The organism is Pseudacidovorax sp. NFM-22 (assembly GCF_021401245.1).
Lineage (GTDB): Bacteria > Pseudomonadota > Gammaproteobacteria > Burkholderiales > Burkholderiaceae_C > Xenophilus.
Window position 1 is genome coordinate 706,937 of record NZ_JACBFY010000003.1, and the last position, 21,539, is coordinate 728,475.

General features: G+C 66.3%; 25 protein-coding genes and 1 pseudogene. 14 read left to right on the forward strand and 12 right to left on the reverse strand.

The genetic code is table 11. The annotated features are described in order from the left end of the window. Positions 1-4 precede the first annotated feature (4 nt). Positions 5-280 carry a helix-turn-helix domain-containing protein gene (locus L0984_RS14400; protein ID WP_076511092.1) on the reverse strand — a complete coding sequence of 92 codons (276 nt, stop codon included), beginning with the start codon at positions 278-280 and terminating at the stop codon, positions 5-7. A gap of 466 nt (positions 281-746) precedes the next feature. Then, positions 747-1,022, reverse strand: a complete 276-nt coding sequence (locus tag L0984_RS14405; RefSeq protein ID WP_234194302.1) for a helix-turn-helix domain-containing protein — start codon at positions 1,020-1,022, stop codon at positions 747-749. Between the two features lie 251 nt (positions 1,023-1,273). Here L0984_RS14405 and L0984_RS14410 point away from each other — a divergent pair, with 251 nt between their 5' ends. The 5 genes from L0984_RS14410 (at position 1,274) to L0984_RS14430 (ending at position 4,924) form a co-directional block, all read left to right on the forward strand. Next, positions 1,274-2,380, forward strand: a complete 1,107-nt coding sequence (locus L0984_RS14410) for a Bug family tripartite tricarboxylate transporter substrate binding protein (RefSeq protein WP_234194303.1) — start codon at positions 1,274-1,276, stop codon at positions 2,378-2,380. Between the two features lie 17 nt (positions 2,381-2,397). Further along, the gene (locus L0984_RS14415; RefSeq protein ID WP_234194304.1) at positions 2,398-2,739 is read left to right on the forward strand and encodes a chorismate mutase family protein; all 342 of its coding nucleotides are present in this window, start codon (positions 2,398-2,400) and stop codon (positions 2,737-2,739) included. A gap of 204 nt (positions 2,740-2,943) precedes the next feature. Beyond that, positions 2,944-3,480, forward strand: a complete 537-nt coding sequence (locus L0984_RS14420; RefSeq protein ID WP_370646000.1) for a helix-turn-helix domain-containing protein — start codon at positions 2,944-2,946, stop codon at positions 3,478-3,480. Positions 3,481-3,884: 404 nt separating this feature from the next. Then, on the forward strand, positions 3,885-4,352 hold the full coding sequence (locus tag L0984_RS14425; protein ID WP_234194305.1) for a helix-turn-helix domain-containing protein: 468 nt from the start codon (positions 3,885-3,887) through the stop codon (positions 4,350-4,352). Further along, positions 4,349-4,924, forward strand: coding sequence for a PIN domain-containing protein (locus L0984_RS14430; RefSeq protein ID WP_234194306.1), 576 nt, complete (start codon positions 4,349-4,351; stop codon positions 4,922-4,924). The genes L0984_RS14425 and L0984_RS14430 overlap by 4 nt, the downstream gene beginning before the upstream one ends. A gap of 340 nt (positions 4,925-5,264) precedes the next feature. On the opposite strand, the gene L0984_RS14435 is transcribed toward L0984_RS14430, so the two are convergent. The 4 genes from L0984_RS14435 to L0984_RS14450 are packed head-to-tail and all read right to left on the reverse strand — an operon-like array spanning position 5,265 to position 9,055. Further along, positions 5,265-6,167, reverse strand: a complete 903-nt coding sequence (locus tag L0984_RS14435) for a ParB/RepB/Spo0J family partition protein (RefSeq protein ID WP_234194307.1) — start codon at positions 6,165-6,167, stop codon at positions 5,265-5,267. Continuing rightward, entirely contained in the window at positions 6,167-7,057 is an 891-nt protein-coding gene (locus L0984_RS14440; protein ID WP_234194308.1) for a plasmid partitioning protein RepB C-terminal domain-containing protein, read from the reverse strand. The genes L0984_RS14435 and L0984_RS14440 overlap by 1 nt, the downstream gene beginning before the upstream one ends. Further along, positions 7,054-8,715 (reverse strand): recombinase family protein, encoded by a 1,662-nt coding sequence (locus tag L0984_RS14445; protein ID WP_370645980.1) that lies wholly within the window; start codon positions 8,713-8,715, stop codon positions 7,054-7,056. The genes L0984_RS14440 and L0984_RS14445 overlap by 4 nt, the downstream gene beginning before the upstream one ends. Positions 8,716-8,746: 31 nt before the next feature. Continuing rightward, positions 8,747-9,055: a hypothetical protein gene (locus L0984_RS14450; protein WP_234194309.1), complete on the reverse strand. Its 309-nt coding sequence runs from the start codon at positions 9,053-9,055 to the stop codon at positions 8,747-8,749. A gap of 113 nt (positions 9,056-9,168) precedes the next feature. Here L0984_RS14450 and L0984_RS14455 point away from each other — a divergent pair, with 113 nt between their 5' ends. The 5 genes and pseudogenes from L0984_RS14455 (at position 9,169) to ligD (ending at position 13,487) form a co-directional block, all read left to right on the forward strand. After that, the gene (locus L0984_RS14455; protein WP_234194310.1) at positions 9,169-9,333 is read left to right on the forward strand and encodes a hypothetical protein; all 165 of its coding nucleotides are present in this window, start codon (positions 9,169-9,171) and stop codon (positions 9,331-9,333) included. A gap of 296 nt (positions 9,334-9,629) precedes the next feature. Beyond that, positions 9,630-9,842, forward strand: a complete 213-nt coding sequence (locus tag L0984_RS14460; RefSeq protein WP_234194311.1) for a ParD-like family protein — start codon at positions 9,630-9,632, stop codon at positions 9,840-9,842. Beyond that, positions 9,839-10,607 (forward strand): annotated as a pseudogene (map, locus tag L0984_RS14465) (type I methionyl aminopeptidase). Before L0984_RS14460 ends, map begins: the two are co-directional and overlap by 4 nt. 148 nt (positions 10,608-10,755) lie before the next feature. Then, the gene (locus tag L0984_RS14470) at positions 10,756-10,941 is read left to right on the forward strand and encodes a DUF3606 domain-containing protein (protein ID WP_234194312.1); all 186 of its coding nucleotides are present in this window, start codon (positions 10,756-10,758) and stop codon (positions 10,939-10,941) included. Positions 10,942-10,949: 8 nt separating this feature from the next. Beyond that, positions 10,950-13,487: a DNA ligase D gene (gene ligD, locus L0984_RS14475; RefSeq protein ID WP_234194313.1), complete on the forward strand. Its 2,538-nt coding sequence runs from the start codon at positions 10,950-10,952 to the stop codon at positions 13,485-13,487. 82 nt (positions 13,488-13,569) lie between these two features. Here ligD and L0984_RS14480 read toward each other — a convergent pair whose 3' ends face one another. The 5 genes from L0984_RS14480 to L0984_RS14500 form a co-directional block, all read right to left on the reverse strand. Next, positions 13,570-13,872 carry a putative quinol monooxygenase gene (locus tag L0984_RS14480; protein WP_234194314.1) on the reverse strand — a complete coding sequence of 101 codons (303 nt, stop codon included), beginning with the start codon at positions 13,870-13,872 and terminating at the stop codon, positions 13,570-13,572. A 25-nt stretch (positions 13,873-13,897) separates the two neighbouring features. Further along, entirely contained in the window at positions 13,898-14,311 is a 414-nt protein-coding gene (locus L0984_RS14485; RefSeq protein ID WP_234194315.1) for a PaaI family thioesterase, read from the reverse strand. Further along, complete coding sequence (locus L0984_RS14490) at positions 14,308-15,102, reverse strand: alpha/beta fold hydrolase (RefSeq protein WP_234194316.1); 795 nt, start codon at positions 15,100-15,102, stop codon at positions 14,308-14,310. Before L0984_RS14490 ends, L0984_RS14485 begins: the two co-directional genes overlap by 4 nt. Further along, positions 15,099-15,461 carry a nuclear transport factor 2 family protein gene (locus tag L0984_RS14495; RefSeq protein ID WP_234194317.1) on the reverse strand — a complete coding sequence of 121 codons (363 nt, stop codon included), beginning with the start codon at positions 15,459-15,461 and terminating at the stop codon, positions 15,099-15,101. Before L0984_RS14495 ends, L0984_RS14490 begins: the two co-directional genes overlap by 4 nt. A 67-nt stretch (positions 15,462-15,528) precedes the next feature. Then, positions 15,529-15,765, reverse strand: a complete 237-nt coding sequence (locus L0984_RS14500) for a LysR family transcriptional regulator (protein WP_234194318.1) — start codon at positions 15,763-15,765, stop codon at positions 15,529-15,531. A gap of 258 nt (positions 15,766-16,023) precedes the next feature. On the opposite strand from L0984_RS14500, the gene L0984_RS14505 reads away from it, so the two are divergent. Beyond that, a complete protein-coding gene (locus L0984_RS14505) occupies positions 16,024-16,818 on the forward strand; it encodes an SDR family NAD(P)-dependent oxidoreductase (RefSeq protein ID WP_234194319.1) in 795 nt (264 codons plus the stop codon). A 52-nt stretch (positions 16,819-16,870) separates the two neighbouring features. On the opposite strand, the gene L0984_RS14510 is transcribed toward L0984_RS14505, so the two are convergent. Further along, entirely contained in the window at positions 16,871-17,731 is an 861-nt protein-coding gene (locus L0984_RS14510) for an IclR family transcriptional regulator (RefSeq protein WP_234194320.1), read from the reverse strand. 96 nt (positions 17,732-17,827) lie between these two features. Between L0984_RS14510 and L0984_RS14515 the strand changes: the two genes are divergently transcribed. From L0984_RS14515 to L0984_RS14525, 3 genes are read left to right on the forward strand one after another with little or no spacing between them, the layout of a single operon-like run. Beyond that, complete coding sequence (locus L0984_RS14515; protein WP_234194321.1) at positions 17,828-18,643, forward strand: hypothetical protein; 816 nt, start codon at positions 17,828-17,830, stop codon at positions 18,641-18,643. 53 nt (positions 18,644-18,696) lie between these two features. After that, entirely contained in the window at positions 18,697-20,448 is a 1,752-nt protein-coding gene (locus tag L0984_RS14520) for a thiamine pyrophosphate-binding protein (RefSeq protein ID WP_234194322.1), read from the forward strand. Between the two features lie 17 nt (positions 20,449-20,465). Next, positions 20,466-21,539 carry a zinc-dependent alcohol dehydrogenase gene (locus tag L0984_RS14525; protein ID WP_234194323.1) on the forward strand — a complete coding sequence of 358 codons (1,074 nt, stop codon included), beginning with the start codon at positions 20,466-20,468 and terminating at the stop codon, positions 21,537-21,539.

The following is a 21,539-nucleotide window of genomic DNA, read 5'->3' on the forward strand; positions in this document are numbered from 1 at the left end:
GGACTCAGGAGGCGCGCCGACGGCTGGCCGCGCGCTCCTTGCGCAGGCGGGTGGCCACCGCGTCGATCAGCTCGGCAGGACGCGCGGCCAGTCCTTCGGCCAGGCGGAACAGCGTGGTGAGCGATGGACTGGTCTGGCCCAGCTCCAGTTTGGCCACGAAGGTCCGGTTCAGTCCGCACTGGAAGGCCAGGGCCTCCTGGCTCAGGCCCGCCGCGTCCCGGCGCGCCCGCACCTCGGCCGCGAAGGCTCGCAGAAGGTCGGGATCCTGATGGGCGCGCACGCGCCGACTCTCCCGGTGATGGGCTTCTTATGCACCCGCTTGTATGGTGCAGAACGCGGCGTTGTTGCAGCGGATGCAATCGTCGAGGGCGGGTGGGAGCGGCTGGCGTTCGTGCGAGGCAACGTCGTAGGCACGGGATGGCGGGCTGGCCACGCGCGAGTTGAGCCTCAGGCACAGGCGCACCTGCGCAGGGGCGCAGCCCATGCCGTGATGGATGAGGTCCGTTCATGCGTGGGCGCGCGTCGGTCCTGTGCACGGCGTCTCAGGCGGTTTCCTTGTCACGACGCCGTCGGGGGCGTTGCGGATTTCGCACCGCAACAGGTGCGCGCCCTTCGACACGGGTCCGGCGGGTGGGCCGGCGCTTCGGGCGCGACGCGTGCACCGACATCGGCGAGCACCCACGAAGGGCAACGCCGGGCTCATGATCCCGGCACGTCCACAGTGGCCCGGAACGGGCAGCTTCGCTTCAGCGCGCGGGATGGTGTCGAGCCGCGCGTTCCTTGCGCAGGCGACGGCTCACAGCCTCGACCAGTTCGGCCGGCGGGGCTGACAGCCCGTCGGCGAGGCGGAAGAGGGTGGTGATCGACGGGCTGCTCTGGCCCAGCTCGAGTTTGGCGATGAAGGTGCGGTGCAGGCCGCACTGGAAGGCCAGGGATTCCTGGCTGTGGCCCTGCGCATCGCGGCGGGCCCGGACCTCGGCCGCGAGGGCTCGCAGAAGGTCGGGATCCTGATGGGTGCGCACATGGCGACTCTCCCGTTTGTGGCGTTTATATGCACCCGCATGTATGGTACAAAAATGACCCATGGGCATGGCATGCAACACCACAGTGTCCCGCCTTCCTCGGCAGGTGCTGCGGGACTGCAACCGACTGCAGGGTTGGGAGGCGGGGCTGCGTGACGCATGGCGCGGGGGCTGCGGATTGCCTCTGAGGCAAGCCTTGAGGCGGAGACGGGTTGTTCGAAAACTGCCGGCTTTTCTGACCCGGAGTGCCCATGTCCCGTCCCCTGTCCAATCCTTCCTCTTTGCCCGCCCTGCGCCCCGCTGCGACCTGTCTGGCGTCGACGGCACGCTGGCTTGGTGCCAGGCTGTCCCGCGCGACGCGCTGCGCGGCGTTGTCGCTGATCGCTGCCGCTTCCGTGGGACTGGGCATCTCGACCGTCGCCTCGGGCGCCGAGCCGGTTGCCGATGCAGCCAGCACCCCCGGGTGGCCCAGCCGGCCGCTGCGCATCCTGGTGGGCTTCGGTCCCGGCTCCACGCCGGACCTGGTGGCGCGCATCGTGGCCGAGCCGCTGGCCCGGTCGCTGGGCCAGCCCGTGGTGGTGGAGAACCATGCGGGTGCCAGCGGCAACATCGCGGCGGCGCTGGTGGCCAAGGCTACCGACCAGCACACCATCGGCATGCTGATCAACGGCAACATGACCATCGCCAAGATGCTCAATCCCGCCACGGCCTACGAGCCGCAGAAGGATCTGCAGCCCCTGAGCCTGGTGTGTGTGGCGCCCATGGTGCTGGCGGTGCCGGCGACGTCTGCGGCCACCAGCGGCGCCAGCTTCCTTGCGGCAGCCAAGGCGGCAGGCAACCGGTGGAGCTACGGCAGCCCGGGCGTGGGCACCTTGGGCCATCTGGGCATGGAGGTGTTCAAGGCCCGCACCGGCCTGGCGCCGGTGCATGTGCCCTATCCGGGCAATCCGCAGGTGATCACCGGCATGGTGGGTGGGCAGATCGACCTGGCCCTGCTGCCGCCGGGACTGGCCCAGACCCAGGTGGACTCGGGAAAGCTGCGGGCCATCGGCATCACGGCCGGTCAACGCTCGCCACTGGTGCCCGACATGCCCACGCTGGCGGAGGCCGGGCTGCCCGCGCTCTCGCTGGAGATCTGGACTGCGGCGGCGGCGCCGAGCAGCCTGCCCGCGCCCATCGCGCAACGCCTGTCGCGCTTGATCGCCGAGATTGTGCGCACGCCCGACGTCGGCCAGAAGCTGTTCCGCCAGGGCTATCAGGCCGCGGGCAGCACGGCCGGAGCGCTTGGGCAGCGGGTGCAGGCGGACACGGCACTGCTGGGCGAGATCATTCGCACGCAGCACATCGTGCAGGAATGAGCGGGAACCTCGACATCATGACCGCTTCTTCGAACACGACGGCCCCGATGGGGGAGCAGGCCCATGCCGGCGAGGCCCAGCTCGCGGCCCTGCGCGCTGAACTGGATGAGACCGACGGCCTGCTGCTGGAAACCCTGCGGCGGCGGCTGGATGTCTGCGTGCGCATCGGCCACCACAAGAAGGCCTTCGGCGTGCCCATGATGCAGCCGCAGCGCATCGGCGTCGTGCAGGGCCGCGCGGCCGCGTTCGCCGCCCGGCATGGGATCTCGCCCGCGTTCCTGCGCAGCCTGTATGAACTCATCATCCAGGAGACCTGCCGCCTGGAGGAGGACATCATTGGACCCACGCCTGGCGCCTGAGGCCCGGCGGCGGCCGGGCCGGCTGCGTGCCCGCGGGTCCCTCGCGACCCGGCGGTGGGGAGGGCGCGCGCCATGAGTCGGCTGCGCAAGGCCTCGCCCCTGCCCACCGGCCGGGTGATCCCGCTTCCGGCGTCGGCGCTGCCCACGCCGCGTCAGCCCCAGGCGGGCGAGCCGGACTCAGCCGTTTCGCGCGTGGGTGCGCAGATCCGTGCGCTGCGCACGGCGATGACGATGTCGGGTCTGGGTCTGGCCCACGCCAGCGGGGTGTCGCGTTCCATGCTGTCGCGCATCGAGCGCGGCCTGGTGTCGCCATCGGTGGACACGCTGGAGCGGATCGCGCGCGGGCTGGGTGTGCCGGTGGCGCGCTTCTTCGCAGACCAGGCGGAGCGCATGGATTTCAGCCTGGTGCGGCGGGGCCAGGGGATGCCGGTCGACAGGCTCGGTGCCGTGGCGGGCTACCACTATGAGTTGCTGGGCCACCTGCTGTCCGGGCAGATGTTCGTGGAGCCGTATCTGGTGCGGCTCGACACCGACGCGCCCGCCTATGCCAACTTCCAGCATCCGGGGCTGAAGTTCATCCACCTGCTGAGTGGCCGGGTGAAGTACCGGTACGGGCCGCGGGTGATGGACCTGGAGGAGGGCGACTCCCTGCTCTTCGATGCCAGTGCTTTGCATGGGGTCGAGGCCATCGAGGCACGCCCGGTGGCTTATCTGTCGATCGTGTTCACTTTGAGGCCCTGAGCAGAGCCCTTGTGCGGAGGCTCGTGGGAGGGCGAAGTGCCGGTGTGTCGGTCTGACGGTCGACCGCGGTGGCGCTTCGAACTTGCGCAACGTTTCAGCTGACCGCCTGCAGACATTGCGGCATAACGCGGCGCCAGGCCGGAGCGGCGCGTGCTGCCCGCCGGCGGCTCGCACAGGCGCGGCTTCGTTTCACTTCTCCGGACTGGGCGGATGGCAGGTGCCTGCCGCCATGTGGGCCGGCACGGCGGCGCCTCATCGTTGCGCTGAAGGTCTCAAAGTGATCGATGTCAGACGCGCCGACAGCCCCCGTCATGTTCGTGGCGGCCATTGTTTCGTTTATTGCGAATTTCGTTTGTTTCGAATAGGATAGCGCCCTCGATACCAGCCCAGCGGAGCCGTTCCTCATGACCCAGTCCACCACCTTCGAAGCATCCCTGCCGGTTGCGCGAGAGGTCGCTGCGGCCACCCAAGGTCAGCGTGCACTGGCGGCGTTCCTGTCGACGCAGTTGGAGACGCAACGGATCCAGATCTTTGACGAGAAGAACGAGGCGCATGCCGTCGAACTGCCCACCTCTGCACTGCGTCTGCTGGTGGACATCCTGTCGGAACTGGCCGAAGGCAATGCGGTCAAGGTCGTGCCGATCCATGCGGAGCTGACCACCCAGGAAGCCGCGGACATGCTCAACGTGTCGCGGCCGCACCTGGTCAAGCTGCTGGAGTCGGGGACGCTTCCTTTCCACAGGGCGGGCAAGCACCGACGGGTTCGGTTTGCCGATCTGATGGCTTACAAGACCGCTCAGGAGCGGACCAGTGCCGCCGCCATGGAGGAGCTGGCGGCGCAGGCCCAGGCGCTGCAGATGGGGTATGAATGAAGAGCTCGCCGTTCACGGCGGTCTTCGACGCCTGCGTGCTGTATCCCGCGCCGTTGCGGGATCGCCTGATGTGGCTCGCGTTGTCGGGGCGCTTTCGCGCACGCTGGACCGATCTCATTCATGACGAATGGGTGAGGAACCTGCTGAAGAACCGACCTGAGCTCTACCCCGCCAGTCTCCGGCGCACCGTCGAATGCATGAATGCGGCGGTGCCGGATGCGCTGGTCACCGGCCACGAACCGTTGATCGACGGGCTCACGCTGCCGGACCCGGACGATCGCCATGTCCTTGCCGCCGCCATCCGATGTGGGGCCAGTGTGATCGTCACCTTCAATGCGCGTGACTTTCCAGAGGATCGCCTCGCGCCCTTCGGCATCGAAGTGCAGCATCCGGACGAGTTCATCGACAACCTTTTCGATTTGGATCAGGCGGCAGTGGTTGCCGCCGCGCAGAAGCAGCGCCGGACGCTCAAGAATCCACCCATCGATGCGGACCGCTATCTGGAGATCCTGCTGAAGCAGGGGCTGACGCGTGTGGTTCGGGACCTGGTGAGCTTTCGGACGGTTCTGTGAACGGGGTTGTTCCTCCTACACTTTTTCCCGTACGCCGGTAGCGCAAGCATCAGGCCTTGTCTAGGCTTCCGACGACGCTCTGGAAGCGACAGGTCAGGCTCCAAACAGGAGCCCGAGGGCGCGTGGAGCGCGGACAATGCATTCACCGCCCAAGTGACGTCGAACGCGTGGCGAGAACAGCCGCTGGAGGCTAAATTCACGGCTTGACCATGGCTGGACAGACCAAGTTCAGTGCGGCGCCGAGCCCATGCACGCCGGGGGCCTTGTGGGTGCTCGGGAGGGGCGGAGCGATTGTTGTCCTGGGCCGACAGCGAAAACGGCACGGCGCGTCCAACGGCTTTTAGTGCGCGGGCAGGGTCTTGATGTCCGCAATGATCTGCAACTGTTCGAGGTATTCCGCGCGGTTCTTGGCCAACCATCGCACGACCGAGGCGTTCTCCAGCAGCGTCTTGCCGATGTACGTCTTGATGATTTCCAACTGCAGGTTTGCCGGCCCGTAGCCTTCTTCCAGAAGTCTTGTGTCCGCCTGAACGGCCGCGAGTTCCCGCTCCAGTCGTTGAAGCGCTTCGACGGGGGCCGTTTTCGTGGCGCGGGCGGCGGCCTGTTCGGTGAGTTGCTCGGGTGGCGTTGCCTGGAGCATGGCGGTCGCGAGCTTCGTTGAATATTTGCCAAGGTTGACCATGGCCTGGGCGACGTCGATCTGACGAAACGGCTTCATGCGCTTCAGCACCCGAAACGTCCCATAGGTGGTTGGCTTGTCCGCGAGCAATGCCACTGCTTCATTGCAGACGCCGTCGAGCAGCCTGAACTGCTGACGAATCGAGTCGGCGGAGACATTCAGCACCTCGGCAAGTTGGGCCACCGATGCACCGCGGCCGGCGGCCCGCACGATCATTCGGTGCTCCTGCACCACCGAGAGGCGATTGACGCGCTTGTTGTAGGTATAGCCTTCGTCGTCTGTCGAGACAAGGCACATCGCTTTCGGAATGCGCATTTCCCGAAGGATCTCGAGCCGCAGCCTGCCGTCCAGCACCATAAACGAGCCGGGTGTTGCAGGGCTGTGGGCGATCACGATGGGCTCGACCAGGCCGATGGCCTCGACCGAGGCCCGAATCTGCCGGTACTTGACCGTGTTCTTGATGTTCTCGGGGAGTTCGACTGCGCAATGCAACAAGTCCAGATCAATGTTCTGACAGTCGCGCTCGAAGCCCAGGCGCACGGTTCGGGTGGCTTTGCCTGCCATCAGTCGAGCCCCACGGAGGTTGTCAGGTCCGCCAGGGGCTTCGGAACGGTGACGAGACCCTCATCTCTCAGCACGGCACAGAAGCGCAGGTCCGAGAACAACTCCTTGAAGATCTGTTGAGCCAGCAACAACGATCGCTGGGTGAACTCTGCCTTCTTTTGGATACGTCGATGAATCTCGACGTCCCTGCTGTACAGCTTGGCCAGTTCGTCCGGCGTCATCGGCGCGCGGGCAGGCCCCCTGCCGCCTGCATTGATCCACTTACCATGTCGCGCTCGCCGGGCGATGATCTTGCGAACGACGGTGACCTTGCGGCCTTTCAACTCGCCGCTTTCATAGGCGTCGATCAACAACTGCTGAACTTCGGCATCGCTTGAGCGTGAGATCGAGACAGCCAGATGCAGTGGCATGTCGCCTGCTTCGGTAGCGGCAAGCAGACGCCTCTCGCCGTGCTCCAGCAAATGTGAAACGCAATTGACCCAGGACGCGGTACACCCCAGTTTTGTGGCGACCTCGCTGTCCGAATAGCCGCGCCGCTTCAGCGCGCGTACATGCTCAAGCGTCTCGACAGAGCGGGGGGATCGCCGTGCGACGTTCTCGACGATGCTCATCAGATGCGCCGTCTCTTCGTCGACGTCCACAATGATCGCTGGAATCTCTGTCTGGCCCAGGATCACACAGGACTCAAGGCGCCCCTGGCCGCATATGAGCGCAAACGGCGTCGGTCCCTTTCCATCCGGCACACGGCGCACTGTGATGGGCCGCTTCAGACCGACCTGCTCGATGCTGTCCGTGATCGTCTTGTGGATACGCGGATTCCGAGCACGCGGGTTGGCCACCGTGATGTCTGCGATGGCAATCATCTGGACTTTGTTGGTTGGCGTCTTCATGGCGTCTCCGGCACGGCGGTGCGTCCAGCAAACTGGTAGAGCAGTTCGAGCGAATCCAAGCGGTAGGCGTCGAGGCTGAAGCCGTTGTCTTCAGAGGTGGGCAGCACCTCGGCCACGAAATCGAGCGCAGGAAACACGTAGTAGTCCTGCGGCACGCAGTTGTCGGGCCCCATTCGGGCGACGACCGTGATGTCCGGATGAAGGCTCGTGTCGAAGCGGATTCGCCAGCGGTTGGACCCATGCGCCGTCTGCTGGCATCGGGCAATCACCAGGGAGGTGGTGAATTCATCGTTGACCGTCAACAGGTCAGTGGCCGCGTCGGTCTTCGTCCAGCCGCCCCACTCGGCGATGGAGGTCGCCATCTCGGAAATCAGCACCGGGTGCTTCTTGCGCAGCGCACGGTTGATTTCGAGGTATGCATAGTCCCGGCGCGGCTGGTAGCCAATCAAGCTGTACGCCCGCAGGAGACTGCCGAATCGGCTACGGTACACCGAGCTTGATGGCGTTCCTTCTTCCTCGTCGATGACGATCCCGGACAGCGCGCCGTGCTTCTCGAGCGTTGCTCGCAGCACGGCTAACAGATGCTCGTCCTCAAGGTGGACCGCGCGCGCATCGATGATGGCGCGCGCGCGCAGGAATTGCTCCACTGGCACAATCCCGGAAAAGGCGCCATTGCACCGAACCCAGCTTTCCGGCGGATTGCGCACATGCTTGATCTTCAGCTTGAAGGACGTGCGGTTGTAGACGTTGTTGCCGACATATTTCTCGTTGGTGAGGATCTGGTGAATCGTGCCGCGTGTCCACGGCTTGCCCGCATCGGACAGAATGCCCTCACGATTCAGGGCTGATGCGATCACCCGTTCCGGACTTCCGTCGTCCAGGAACATGCGGTAGATCCGGGCTACCACGGCCAGCTCTTCGGAGGGCCCTGGTACCAGAATCACTCGATCGGTCTGGATACTTTTTTTCTCGCCTCTGGAAAGAAGGCCTTTGACGGTGCCCGCCTCGTCAACAAGTTGCCGCCGCAGGCCAAATCCTGGTGCGCCGCCTTGCCGATAGCCGTGCTGAACAATGTTGCAGGCTCCCGCGAACACCTTCACCGAGAGTTCGCGGCTGTACTCTGCCGCCATGCTCCGCTTGATGCCGATGAACACGGTGGAGGGCAGTGAGCCGTCGTTGTTGAACGGCTCCGCGCAGTAGATGACTCGGATGCCTCGACTCTTGCAGGCATGTTCGTAGACTGCAGCTTCGTCCGGATCTGGGAAGCGCCCCCAGCGACTCACGTCGTAAACAAGAACAGCGGAGAAGCTGGGTGAGGGTGCGCGTACGTCGTGGAGTAGCGCCTGGAGGCCATTGCGGCCCTTGAGGTTCAACCCACTCTTGCCGGCATCCTCATAGGTCTTGACGATGCGCATCCCATGCCGCTTCGCATAGTCGGCGATGGCGGCAGATTGGTTTTCCGTCGAGTAGCGCTGATGTTCGGTCGACATCCGAACGTACTGAGCCACGGGCAGTTCGTGAGCTTGTACCTGTTTCGCACCAGTGTCGTCGTTCACCTTGCGCCCTCGATTGCGGCGGTGCGCCGCGGGTTGAGAAGCTAAAGGCGGTGTATGACAGCGACGTGACGCAGACCAACGGCGCCTGCCCGACAGCTGCATTGCAATGACGCGATGCCGCGTCTGCCATGGCTCAAGCGTTCGGCGTTTTCGATCCGGGTAGGTCGTCCAACTTCTTGGCCAGATCCATCAGCAGCCTGGGCAAGGGGGATGCGGGCTTTAAGGACGGACCCGAGTCTGCCTGCGAGAAGGCTGAGGCGACGGCACTTGCCGCTGCGAGGTCTTGGAGTCTGACGGTCCCGTTGAGGTGCAGCAGTTGCATGAGTCGAAGGACCAACTCTCGCAACATGGCAATCTCCGCATCCTGGGCTGCCTGGTCCTCTTCCATCTCATCCATTGCAAGTTCGAGAAGTTCAATACGCGCAGCATCTTTTGAAGTCATTTCCAAACCTTAGCGGTGTGCAACCCCTGAAATATGTGCCAATCGGACTGCGAGAAATCGAATTTGGGTGCAGCGCGAGCAATCTGCGTGGCGAACTGGTCCACGCCCTGAGCATGGCGCCCCATGAGGGCATCGCGTTGCGTCATGTGCGCGAGGGCCAATTGTCGGGCTGGAAGGGCGCCGCTGCATCCAATGCAATGCGCAACGCCGTGGTCTATGGCCGCACCTGGGCCAATAGCGCCGAGCGCAGTACCTGGTTGCCCGCTTCCCTGCGCTAATGCGACTGGAGCGCCCTCACTGCGCCCGAACACACAAACCCCCAGCCTCCTACTCTTGCGGAACAAACCATTGCAACTCGACAGCGCCGCGAGTCCCACAACGTTCCCCTCGTCATTTGACGCTTCGAGCCGCTCCAACCAGTCTTCGTCAATCGCACCAGACGACAGCCCCGACGCGTCGAGGCGGGCTTTCTTGCTTTGCCTGCAGGCGTAGGCGGACGTCGACCAGATGAATGGTTGATCGGATAAGGAGACTAAATATATGATTCATATATACTTCATACATGGAGGATGCGATGGGCATCGTAAACATCGACGACGAACTTCACGACCAGATCCGCAAGGCCAGCACCGTGACGTGCCGCTCAATCAACGCCCAGGCGGCGTTCTGGGTGAAGGTTGGCATGCTCTGCGAAACCAATCCCACGCTCTGCTTCAACGAGCTCGTTGCCCGGGAACTGCGAGACGCTGGCGTGAAGGCGCAGCGCATCAAGATCGCCTCGCCATGACCAAGCGTCCCGAAGAGATCGCTTTGATGGCGGATTCTGGCCGCCTGCTCGCGGAGGTGTTCAGCCAACTTGACCGGATGTCCTTGGCTGGCGTGTCCACGTTGGAGGTCAACGACCGCGTCGATGCCTTCATCGTTGAAGAACTGCACGCGCGTCCCGCCAGCAAGGGCCAGTACGGCTTTGCCTTTGCGCTCAATGCCTCGCGCAACGAGGTGGTCTGCCACGGCGTGCCATCCAGCGCGGAGGTGCTTAAAAGCGGGGATATTGTCAACTTCGACATTACGCTGGAAAAGAACGGCTACATCGCCGATGCCAGCAAGACTTACCTGGTCGGCACGGTGTCGCCCGATTGCCGCACGGTTGGTTCAGGTGACACATGAGGCGATGTGGAAGGGCATCCGTGCAGTCAGGCCGGGTGCCCGGCTCGGCGACGTGGGCCATGCCATTGAGCGCCATGCACGCCGAAACGGATACTCGGTGGTGCGGGAGTATTGCGGGCATGGGATCGGGCGCGAAATGCACGAGGAGCCGCAGGTGCTGCACTTCGGCAGACCCGGCACCGGCCTCGTCCTGCGGGAAGGCATGGTGTTCACCATCGAGCCGATGGTCAACGAAGGCCGAGCCGCGGTCGAAACGCTCCATGACGGCTGGACTGTCGTCACGTGCGATGGGCGGCTTTCGGCCCAGTTTGAGCACACGGTGGCCGTTACACGCCATGGCGTACAGGTGCTGACCTTGCGGCCAGGCGAAAACGTGCCGCACTGACTCTTCGTCGGCACTGTTAGAAACGGGCCACCACGTGGGCGCAATGTGCAGCCCTGAGGCTGTAGGAAGCGGCGCGCACTAAGATCTGCCGAAAGCAGTTGCGCTGTGAGGCGTCCGATGCTCTTCTTCAAGGCTAAAGGAGATCATCATGTCGGACGACCGCACGCAAGCCCATGGCCAGGACCGCAGCCGCATCAACATTCATGAGGACTACGAAGTCCATGACTGGGCCAAGAGGTTCGGCGTGACGCCGGACCTGCTGCGCACGGCGGTGGAGGCCGTCGGCCCCGAAGCCACGAACGTCGAGCAGTACCTGAGCGCCGAGAAGAAGTAGAGGTGCGCATGCCCGCCTCTACGCGCCAGAAGCGCGGGCTGCAGGCGTACACCGCGAAGCGCAACTTCGCCCTCACGCCCGAGCCGCACGGGCAGGAGCAGCAGGGCAACTCCACAGCGTTGAGCTTCGTCATCCAGAAGCATTGGGCGAGCCGGCTGCATTACGACTTCAGGCTGGAGCTTGATGGGGTGATGCTGAGCTGGGCCGTGCCCAAGGGGCCCTCCTACGACCCCGCGGTGAAGTCCATGGCCATCCAGGTCGAAGACCATCCGGTCAGCTACAACAGCTTCGAAGGCACCATTCCTGCCAAGCAGTACGGCGCTGGCGAGGTGATCGTCTGGGACCAGGGCACCTGGGAGCCGGTGGGCGATCCTCGGGAGGGCCTGGAGGTCGGCAAGATTCTGTTCCGACTGCATGGTCAGAAGCTGGCCGGCCTCTGGGAGCTGGTTCGCATCTCCAAGCCGGGGGAGAAGAAGCAGGACCAGTGGATGCTCTTCAAGAAGAAGGGCGACGCCTGGGCACGCTCTTCTACCGACTACGACGTCGTCACCGCATTGCCGGACAGCGTGGTCGCGCATCCCTTGGGGCTGGTCGAAGAGCGTGAGCCCAAAGCGCCGCCGCCCCGTAAGGATGAAGCGCCGGACCTGACCAATGCGGTGCCGATCAGGAAGCTCCCGAAGACCTTTGCGCCGCAGCTCGCAAGGCTGACCGAGCAGGTGCCGGCGGGCGACTGGATCGCCGAGAACAAGTTCGACGGCTACCGCGTGCTGGCCCGGATCGAGCAAGGCCGCAGCAGGCTCTTCACGCGCAATGGCCACGACTGGACGGAAAAGCTCCAGAGCCTTGCCGATGCCGTCGATGCGATGGACCTGGTCGATGCCTGGATCGATGGAGAAATTGTGGTCGCGGACAGCCAGGGCGTGCCCAGTTTCAACGCGCTGCAGAACGCCATCGACAGCGCGAAGAGCGAAGCCATCACCTATTTCGTCTTCGACCTGCCCTATGTGGGCGACACGGACCTGCGCGCCGTGCCGCTGCGAAGCCGCCGCGTGGTGCTGAAGGAACTCATGAAGGAGCGTGGCTCCGACCGGGTGCGCTTCAGCGAAGCCCTGGATGCCGAGCCCTCGCAGTTGCTGGGTGCGGCCTGTCAGCTGGGCCTGGAAGGCCTGATCCTGAAGGATCCGCAGGCCCCGTATGTGTCCGAGCGCTCCGACACCTGGCTCAAGCTCAAGTGCCAGAAGCGGCAGGAGTTCGTCGTGGTGGGCTACACGGTGCGAGGCGGAACGACCAATGCGGTGGGCGGCCTGCTGTTGGCGGTGTACGAGGGCGATGCGCTGCGATACGTGGGCAATGTCGGGACCGGCTTCGACTCGGCGACGGCACGGGCGCTGTACGACAGGCTCCAGGTGTTGGCGACCGACACGCCCGCAGTCGACCCTGGCACGGTGAAGCCGGGGCGCTGGTCCCGGCGAACGGCTGGCAGCGAGCGGTGGGTGCGCCCCGAGATGGTGGTCGAGGTCGCGTTCGCGGAATGGACGCCCGAGCGGCACGTACGCCATGCGATCTTCAAGGGCGTGCGCGCCGACAAGCCGCCGCAGGACATCCGAATCGAACAGGTGGCGAAGAAACGAGCCGAGCCGCGCAAGGCGAAGTTGGCCGCGCCTGTGGTGGTGACGCACCCGGACCGGGTTATCGACCCCTCGACAGGTCTGCGCAAGGTGGACCTGGTGCGCTACTACGAGAGCGTCGCCGAATGGATGCTGCCTCACCTCGCACACCGGCCGGTATCGCTGGTGCGGGCTCCGCAGGGGGTGACGGGGCAGCTGTTCTTCCAGAAGCATCCGGAGACGCGCGTGCCCGGCCTCGGCCAGCTCGACCCCGACCTGTGGCCCGGGCATGCGGCCCTGCTCGTGGTGGACAGCGCCAAGGCCTTGGTGGCGGCGGCGCAGATGAACACCGTCGAGTTCCACACCTGGAATTCGACCGCCCGAAAGATCGACCAGCCGGACCGGGTCGTGTTCGACCTGGACCCGGGGGAGGGCGTGAGCTGGGCCGAGCTGCAGGAGGCGGCCCTGCTCACCCGCACCTTGTTGCACGAACTGGGGCTCGAGGCTTGGCTGAAGACCTCGGGCGGCAAGGGCCTGCATGTGGTCGTGCCGATCCAGCCCCGGCTGGCCTTCGACGCCGTCAAGCAGTTCTCGCGGGACGTCGTGGCGCACATGGCACGGGTGATCCCACAGCGCTTCGTGGCCAAGAGCGGGCCGTCCAACCGCAAGGGCCGGATCTTCATCGACTACCTGCGCAACGGGCATGGGCAGACCACGGCCGCGGCCTTCTCGGCCCGCTCCAGGCCGGGCATGGGCGTGTCCGTGCCCATCGCCTGGGAGCAGCTCGGCGAGGTGAAGAGTGGCGCGCAGTGGACCGTGCTCACGACGCGGGAGTACCTGTCGTTCCAGAAGAGCGATCCGTGGGCGGGGTACTGGAAGAGCCGGCAGGTGATTGCGCCGGCGGTCAAGACGCTGGCTGCGGCAGGGCGAGGCAGATAGCGGAAGCCGGTGCTCCGGCACTCCAAGCAGATCGCCGAGCTGGCATCCAGAAACAGGGCTTCGTCTTAGCCTGGGAGAGTTTTCACGGATCGGCCCGCAGCTGTGTCCAGATGGTGATGCTCCGAGGCTTGGCCAGAACTTGCGCCAGGGCGGCATTCCAATCCCTCCGGTAGTCCCGCTGCAGTTGCACGGTCAGCACGTCCTGACGGTCGCTCCAGGTCTCGTGCAGCTGAAACCTGTTCGGCCGGTCCGGATCGACGTGCAGTGCCGCTCGCACGAAGGTGGTTTCGCCGCGCATGGCATCGAGAACGCCGTCCAGCAACGCGTGAAAGCGCTTCACCTCCGTCGGCTTGACCTCGAAGGTGATCACGTAGGTCTCGTTCATCGATGGATACCTTTGTTGCGGCGGATCAGGTCAGCGCCACGGTCACCAGTGCTTGCGCGATCGCAAGGCCTGTGTCGCTGGCGACTTCCACCCGGACGGCGTGCTGGCGCGCCCCACTGCGCAGCACGAGTCCGGTCGCGAGCAGCCCGCAGCCGTCTGCCGACGCGAGGTAGCTGATTGCCAGGTTGGCGGTCGCCCCCCCGGCTGGCGGTCGGTGGGCCGCGGACACCGCGGTGGCGACGGCCACGACATCCGCCAAGGCGGCAATCACCCCTCCATGCACCATCGCGCCTTCGGTGACGTTGCCGGCCGAGAACGGCAGTCGCACCTGCACCCGGCCAGGTTCTACGTGGGCGAGGCACAGGCCGAGCCGCAGTGCGACGGGCGAACCGAGCAGCCGCGCCGCGATGAGTTCGTGCGCGATGGCGGGCGCGATCATGGCGCTGCTCGCCGTGCGATGTCATCGGCCAGTCGGCGCGCATGCGTGACCATGACGCCGTGCGCCACGCCCTCGTAGACGACGAGTTCTGCGCCCGGGATCGTCTGGGCGTACACGCGGCCGCTGAGGTCCAGCGGTGCGGAGGCGTCGCGATCCCCATGGATGACGGTGACCGGCAGGTCGAGGCCCGCTGCATCTGCCGAGAGGTCGCTGTGGGCGATGGTCCGTTGGAACTCCACGACCGCACGCCGAGAGCAATCCAGCACCATGGCAGCCATCCAGTCGTTGATGCGCACAGGGGTGCCAGGCGCGAAGGGCCCGATGTTGGCGTCGATCCAGGCCGACAGGTCGCTGCCGAGTTGCTCGCACAGCAGCTCCACCACCTCGGCCGTGATCCCGCCCTGGCCGATCACGCGCGGACCGGTTGCGCCCACGAGGATCAGCCGGGTAACTCGTTCACGGCCATGGCGCCTGAGATAACGCAGAGCCTCGCCTCCCGCGCCCGAGTGGGCCACCAGCGTGACGCCGCGCAGGTCCAGGTCTTCCAGCACCGCGGCCAGGTCGTCGGCCAGGGCGTCGTAGTCGTAGCCCGCCCGGTCGGTGGACCGGCCATGGCCGTTGCGGTCGTAGGCGACGGTGCGCAGGCCGGCGGCATTGAGGTGAAGCATGGTCTCACCCCAGATGCGGCCGTCCATGGCCCAGCCTGCCAGCAGGACCACGGGCGGCCCCTCGCCCCAATCGCGGACATGGAGTACGTGGCCGTCGCCGCGTGGTATCGAGGCGCGGCTCATGCGGCGGAACCGTCGAGGAAGCCGATCACTTCGGCGATGCGGCCGTCGGGATCCAGCCGCACGACGTCCGTCCCGGCGGCCACCGCGGAGCCTCCGTGGGGCGCCAGCGTCCACGAGAAGCGCACGAAGTGCCCGTGCGTGTCGGGCGTGCCGCGAAGGGTGAAGGCATGCCCGGGAAACCGCGCGCGCGCCGCCGAGATCATCGTGGCGATGCCGTCGCGGCCTTCGCCTTGCATCATCGGGTCGGCATAGACGGCATCGGCCCGCCAGTTGGCGGCCAGGCGGCGGCCGCGCGAGGCGTCGTCGGCGTCGTTCCACACGGCCAGGTAGTCGTGGGCAAGGGTGTTCGGATCGATCATGTTCAGCTCCTGGTTGAGGTGCGCCGAGTGTGAGGAGCCGGACGGTGAAATGCGATGACCTCGCAGGTCATGGCGGTGCTCTGCGGCGGGCACTGACGTGGCGCGCCGAGATGCAAGCATTTCGTTCAACCGACTGCGCGGCGAACCACGCCCGTGCCCAGCGCATTCGGCTGCATGCCCTGATGGCTGCGCCGAAGAGGCGGGCGTCGAAGCCGGCCTCGACCTCGCCCAGCATCTTGCTGAGTGCGGGCTGGCTCAAGTGCAGGCGCGTGGCAGCGCCGCGAATGGTGGCGGCCTCGCTCAAGGCGACCAACGTTTTGTTCTGACGCAGATGCAACCTCAGGGACCAAGTGGCCGGTCCGACTGCGCGCAGCTAGAAGGCACAGGACAACGTGCTGGGTGCTTGGCAAGAGCGCTGGATCGCGCTTGGCAGCTCGGTGTTAGCCGGACGCTATTCACCTGAGCATGCGCAATCCGGTCGTTGACAGCCTCGCGATCGATTTCTATAGTTCCATTTATCAAATCAAAAAGTTCCGAATGACGGAACAAATGGAGACGAGGCATGCGTGCCAAGTTCAAGGGCAAGGTGGTCCTGATATTCGGTGTCGGTTCGTCCGGTCCGGGCTGGGGCAACGGCAAGGCGGCGGCTGCCGTGTACGCCCGCGAGGGCGCCCTTGTGGTGGGCGTTGACCTGCGTCTGGGCGCTGCCCAGGAAACCCAGGCCGTCTTGCGGCAGGAAGGGCTTGCCATGACCGCCCTGGCGGCCGATGCCAGCGCTAGCGCCGAGGTGGCCAACGTGGTGGCGCAGACGCTGGCGCTGCATGGCCGCATCGACGTGCTTCACAACAACGTGGGCATCACCGTCATGGGAGATCCCGTGGAGCTGAGCGAGCAGGACTGGCAGCGCAGTCTGGACATCAACCTGTCCAGTGCCTTCCTCACGTGCAAGCACGTGCTGCCGGCCATGCTGGCGCAGGAGAGCGGTGCCATCGTCAACATCTCCTCGCTGGCATCGCTGCAGATCAACCAATACCCGTACTTCGCCTACCAGACGGTCAAGGCCGGCCTTAACCATTTCACCCGCGCCCTCGCGGTGCGCTATGCGCCTCGGGGCATCCGCGCCAATGCCGTGCTGCCGGGCGTGATGGACACACCGCTGATCTACCAGCAGATCGCCGGCAACTTCGAGGATGTCGAAGCCATGCGCAAGGCGCGCCATGCCGCCAGTCCCATGGGCCGCATGGGCACGGCTTGGGACGTCGCGAACGCAGCAGCCTTCCTGGCCTCCGACGAAGCCGCGTACATCACCGGCGTCGTACTGCCAGTGGACGGGGGCAAGAGTTGCGCGGCGCGGTAGGCGCCTGGGCCGCTGGTGAAGCGCGTGCTGCCGGGGCAGCGTCGCGGCCCACCTACGCCGGCTGGTCCTCCACCATGCGCGCGGCCAGCAATCGCGCTTCGGCCTGCAGCAGCCCGGCGACCTCCAACGCCCGAGGCCGGGCCATGCGGTCGGTGATGGCAGCCACGCTCAACGAGGCCAGCACCTGTCCCTTGGCATCGACTACTGGCACTCCCACCGCCAGCATGCCGGGCACGATGCGGCCGGTGTTGAAGGAGAAGCCGTCGCGCCGGGTCTGTGTCACCAGATCGCGGATCACCGTCGGCGTGTGGGAAGGAAAGTCCTCCAGCCACCGGAGGTTGCGCTCCAGCACCTTGGCCACATCGCCATCGGGCATGGCCGACAGCAGCGCAAGGCTGCCGGCACCCACGCCCAGTGGGCGCCGGTCGCCCACATCCAAGGTAAGGGTACGAATCGGAAAACTGCCCGTGGCGCGACCGATGCACACGGCGGCCGTGCCTTCGGCGACTTGGGCGAAGACCGTGTCTTGCGTGGCTTCGGCCAGCCGTTGCAGCGAGGGCTGGCAGGCCGCGACGCGCCACTGCGCCAACGCCCCAGCCGCGAGCATGGCGACTGCGCTCCCCAGCCGATACCTGCGGCTGCCGATGTCCTGGAATGCCAGCCCGGTGTCGACCAGGGCTGCCAGAAGACGATGCGTGGTCGACTTGCCCAGGGCTGTGCTTTCCATGAGCTCCGTGAAGCTGGCCCCCTGGTGCGGATGCTGGGCCAGCGCGCGCAGCATGCGTGCGGCGCGATCGATCACCTTGACGGGGGGGTCGCGGCTGTCCTCGTCTTGCGAGCCGGCCGGTCTTTCTGCGGATGCCATGGGGAGGAGCGTTGCGCCCTGTTCTGCGGATGCGCCGATGGTAGCCATGGGTTTCGCAACGCAGCTTCTGCATGGCCGCGCTTGGCAAACCGTGCGGCCGATCCGGTCGGCAGAAACAAAGAGACGATGACAAAGCAGACTTCCTTGAACCCGCTGGTCGTGGCCGACTCGGTCACCAAGCTGCAGGCCGACGCTCGTGGCGCCGTGGCGGTGGCGGCCTCGCACGCCGGCCTGTTTGCCGCGCATGAAGCCCTGGCCGCAGGCGTAGTCGCTGTCGTGCTCAACGACGCGGGCGTGGGTCTGACGCAGGCTGGCATCGGGGGTCTCGCGCTCTGCGAGCGTCACGGCGTGCCCTGCGTGGCAGTGGATCACCGCAGCGCACGCATCGGCGACGGCGCCGACCAACTGCAGCGTGGCCGGCTTTCGCATGTCAACAGCGCCGCGGCGCACCTGGGTTTGCATGTCGGCATGCTGGTAGCAGACGCCGTCGTGCGGCTGCAGGCCACCAAGTTGGTCGCCACCGATCCCGGCGATCCGCCCCAGGAAGCGCGCGAGACCAGGGTGCTTCCCGGCGCGCTGCGGACGCTGGTGCTGATGGATTCGGTCTCACTGGTAACGCCGCGGGACGCGGGTGCGGTGGTGCTGACCGGCTCCCATGGCGGCCTGCTCGGCGGCCGGGCCGCGACCGCCATCAAAGTGGATGCTTTTGCCGCGGTCTACAACGATGCAGGCGTGGGCGTGGACGACGCCGGCATCTCGCGCCTGCCGGCCTTGGACGCGCGCGGCATTGCGGGCGCCACTGTGGCTGCCGGCAGCGCCCGCATCGGCGATGGCCGCTCCACCTACGAGAGTGGCGTACTCAGCCATATCAACCACCGTGCCCGCGCGCTGGGCGCACGTGTGGGCATGCGCGCCGATGCCTTTGCGGACCTCATGTGCCGCGCGTCGGCGGGCACCTGATCCGCCCCGCCGACCTTTCCTTCCACCTCCATCACTCCAGAAGCAGTCTCTCCATGTCCACCGTGAACGCATCCACCGCCGGCACCCTCGTCATGAGCGGCGGCGAAGCCATCGCCCGCATCATCAAGGCCTTCAACGGCGGACCCATGTTCGGCATGGGCGGCTTCCAGGTACTCCCGCTGTACGAGGCCGCCCGTGTGCTGGAGATGGACCACCATCTGATCCACGATGAGCGCAATGCCGTCTTCGTAGCCGATGCCTATGCCAAGGTTTCCGGTCGCGTGGGCCTGGCGGACGCCACGGTTGGCCCCGGCGCCACCAACATGCTCACCGCGCTGGCCGAGTCGCTCAACGCCGGCACGCCCGTGGTCTGCGTGGTGGGCGACACGCACCGAGACCACTCCTGGAAAAACATGACGCAGGAGTCCCGCCAGGTCGATGCGCTGCGGCCCATGTGCAAGGAGATCATCCGCATCGAGTCCATCAAGCGCGTGCCCGAGCTCATGCGTCGCGCCTTCATGGTGGCGACCACAGGCCGCCCGGGTCCGGTAGTGGTCGACGTGCCGGAAGACCTGATGCACGACACGTATGCCTTCGACATGGCGGACTTCGCGGTCAACCCGATCTACGAGGCCGCGCCCGCCCTGCGCAGTCGGCCGGATGGCGACTCGGTGGCGCAGGCCGCCGCCCTCATTGCCGCAGCGCAGAAGCCCATCATCCTTGCTGGCGGCGGCGTGCACCTCTCCGGCGCCGCGCCGATCCTGCATGCCTTCGCGCAGGCCTTGAACATCCCCGTGGCCCACACCCTTACCGGCAAGGGGGCCATTCCCTGCACCGACCCGCTGAGTGCCGGCCTGTTCGGCCGCTACGACCGCATCGCCAACGCGCTGATCGACGAGAGCGACCTCATCGTGGTAGTGGGCTGCAAGCTCGGCGAGATCGCCACCAAGCGCTACACCGTGCCGGCACCGGGTAAGCGCATCGTGCACATCGACATCGTGGCCGAGGAGTTCGGGCGCACCCTCATGCCCGAGATCATGCTGTGGGGCGATGCCCGCCTGGCGCTGCAGGACCTGCACGCCGCGCTTGGCGACCAGGCCGCCGCCGTCCGCCAGCGCCTGTCGGACTGGGCGGCCGAAGTGCCCCGGCGCATGGCCAAGTGGCGCGACGAGGTCGCCGAGCGCCTGAACTCCCAGGACCGGCCGATCAACGTGGCCCGGCTCATCACCGCCATCAACAAGGTGCTGCCGGGCGACGGCTATCTGGTGGCCGACGGCGGCTTCGCGGCGCACTGGGCCGGGCTGCTGTTCGACACCAAGGAGGCGGGCCGGCGCTTCGTGCCCGACCGGGGCTTCGCCTCCATCGGCTACGGCCTGCCCGGCGCCATCGGGACGGCCCTCGCGGCACCCGGCAAGACGGTGTTCAGCATGACCGGCGACAGCGGCTTCTGCATGGTGATCGGCGACCTGGAGACGGCCAAGCGGCTCAAGCTCGACATCACCCTCATCGTGGTGAACAACGCTGCCTCGGGCTACGTCAAGGCGCTGCAACACCTGGTTTACGGCGCGGGCAAGCACATCGCGGCCGACCTGGAGGAGGTCAACTTCGCCCGCGTGGCCGAAGCCTTCGGCTGCACCGGCATCCGGGTCGAGGACCCGGAACAGATCGAGGCCGCGCTGCTCCAGGCCATGGCGACGAAGGGGCCGGTCGTGCTGGACGTGGTCGTCACCCGCGACCCTGCCAAGATGCTGCCCGGCGTGGACAGCCGCGCGGCGGTCATCAAGAAAGGCGACCGCATCGCCTGAAGGCAGCGAGACCTGCCATGCAGAAGACCTCCGACGCAGCCAGCACGGCTGGCGACAGCTACGCGCTGGTCATGAAGACCGGCCCCGCCTGGTCCGACTTGGCGCGGGTCCGACGTCCGCTCGGCGCGCCCGGGCCGGGCAGCGCCCTGGTGAAGATCCACCGCGCCGCCGTGTGCGGCACCGACCTGCACATCCTCAAATGGAACGACTGGGCGCAGCAGCATTACCGCCTGCCCCTGCCGCTGGGCCATGAGTTCAGCGGCGTCATCGCAGCCATCGGCGCCGACGACGCGCCCGCGCACCATGGCCTTGCGGTGGGCGACAGCGTCACGGTCGAAACGCACCTGGCCTGCGGCTATTGCGACCAATGCCTGCGCGACCGCGGCCACACGTGCCTGAACCTGAAGGTCTTCACCCGGCTGGGCGAGGGCGCCTTCGCCGAATACGCCACGGTGCCCCTGGCCATGCTGCGGCGCCTGCCGGCCGGCATGTCGCACCGCCACGGCTGCCTGCTGGAGCCGCTGGGCATCGCGCTGCGGGCGGTGGAGGAATGCCGGGTCACCGGCGGCGTCCTGTTCGTCAGCGGCTGTGGCCCCATCGGCCTGCTGGCCGTGGCGGCGGCGCGGCAGACGGGCGTGGCCCGCGTGCTGGCCGCCGACCTTTCGCCCGCTCGCCGCGAACTGGCGCTGGCGCTGGGCGCCGAGGCCGCGGTCGACCCGCGCGACGGCAGCGATCGCGCGCTGCTCGGCACGGGCGTGGATGCGGTGGTCGAGGCCAGCGGCAGCCCCGCTGCCATCGAGAACGCGCTGAACCTGCTGCGACCGGGCGGCACGCTGATGCTGGCGGGCATGCCCGCCCAGAACCTGGCCCTGGACCTGTCGCGCCACGTGGTGCTGCGCGAGATCGCGATACGCGGGGTCTATGGACGGCACCTGCAGGGCACCTGGGCACGGCTGCAGGAGATCGCGCCGCGCATGCAGTCGGCGCTGGACCGGCTCATCACCCACGAGTTTGCGCAGGACGACTTTGCCGAGGCGTTCCGCGTTGCGATGGACGGACAGGCCGGCAAGGTCGAACTGATTTTTTCCTGA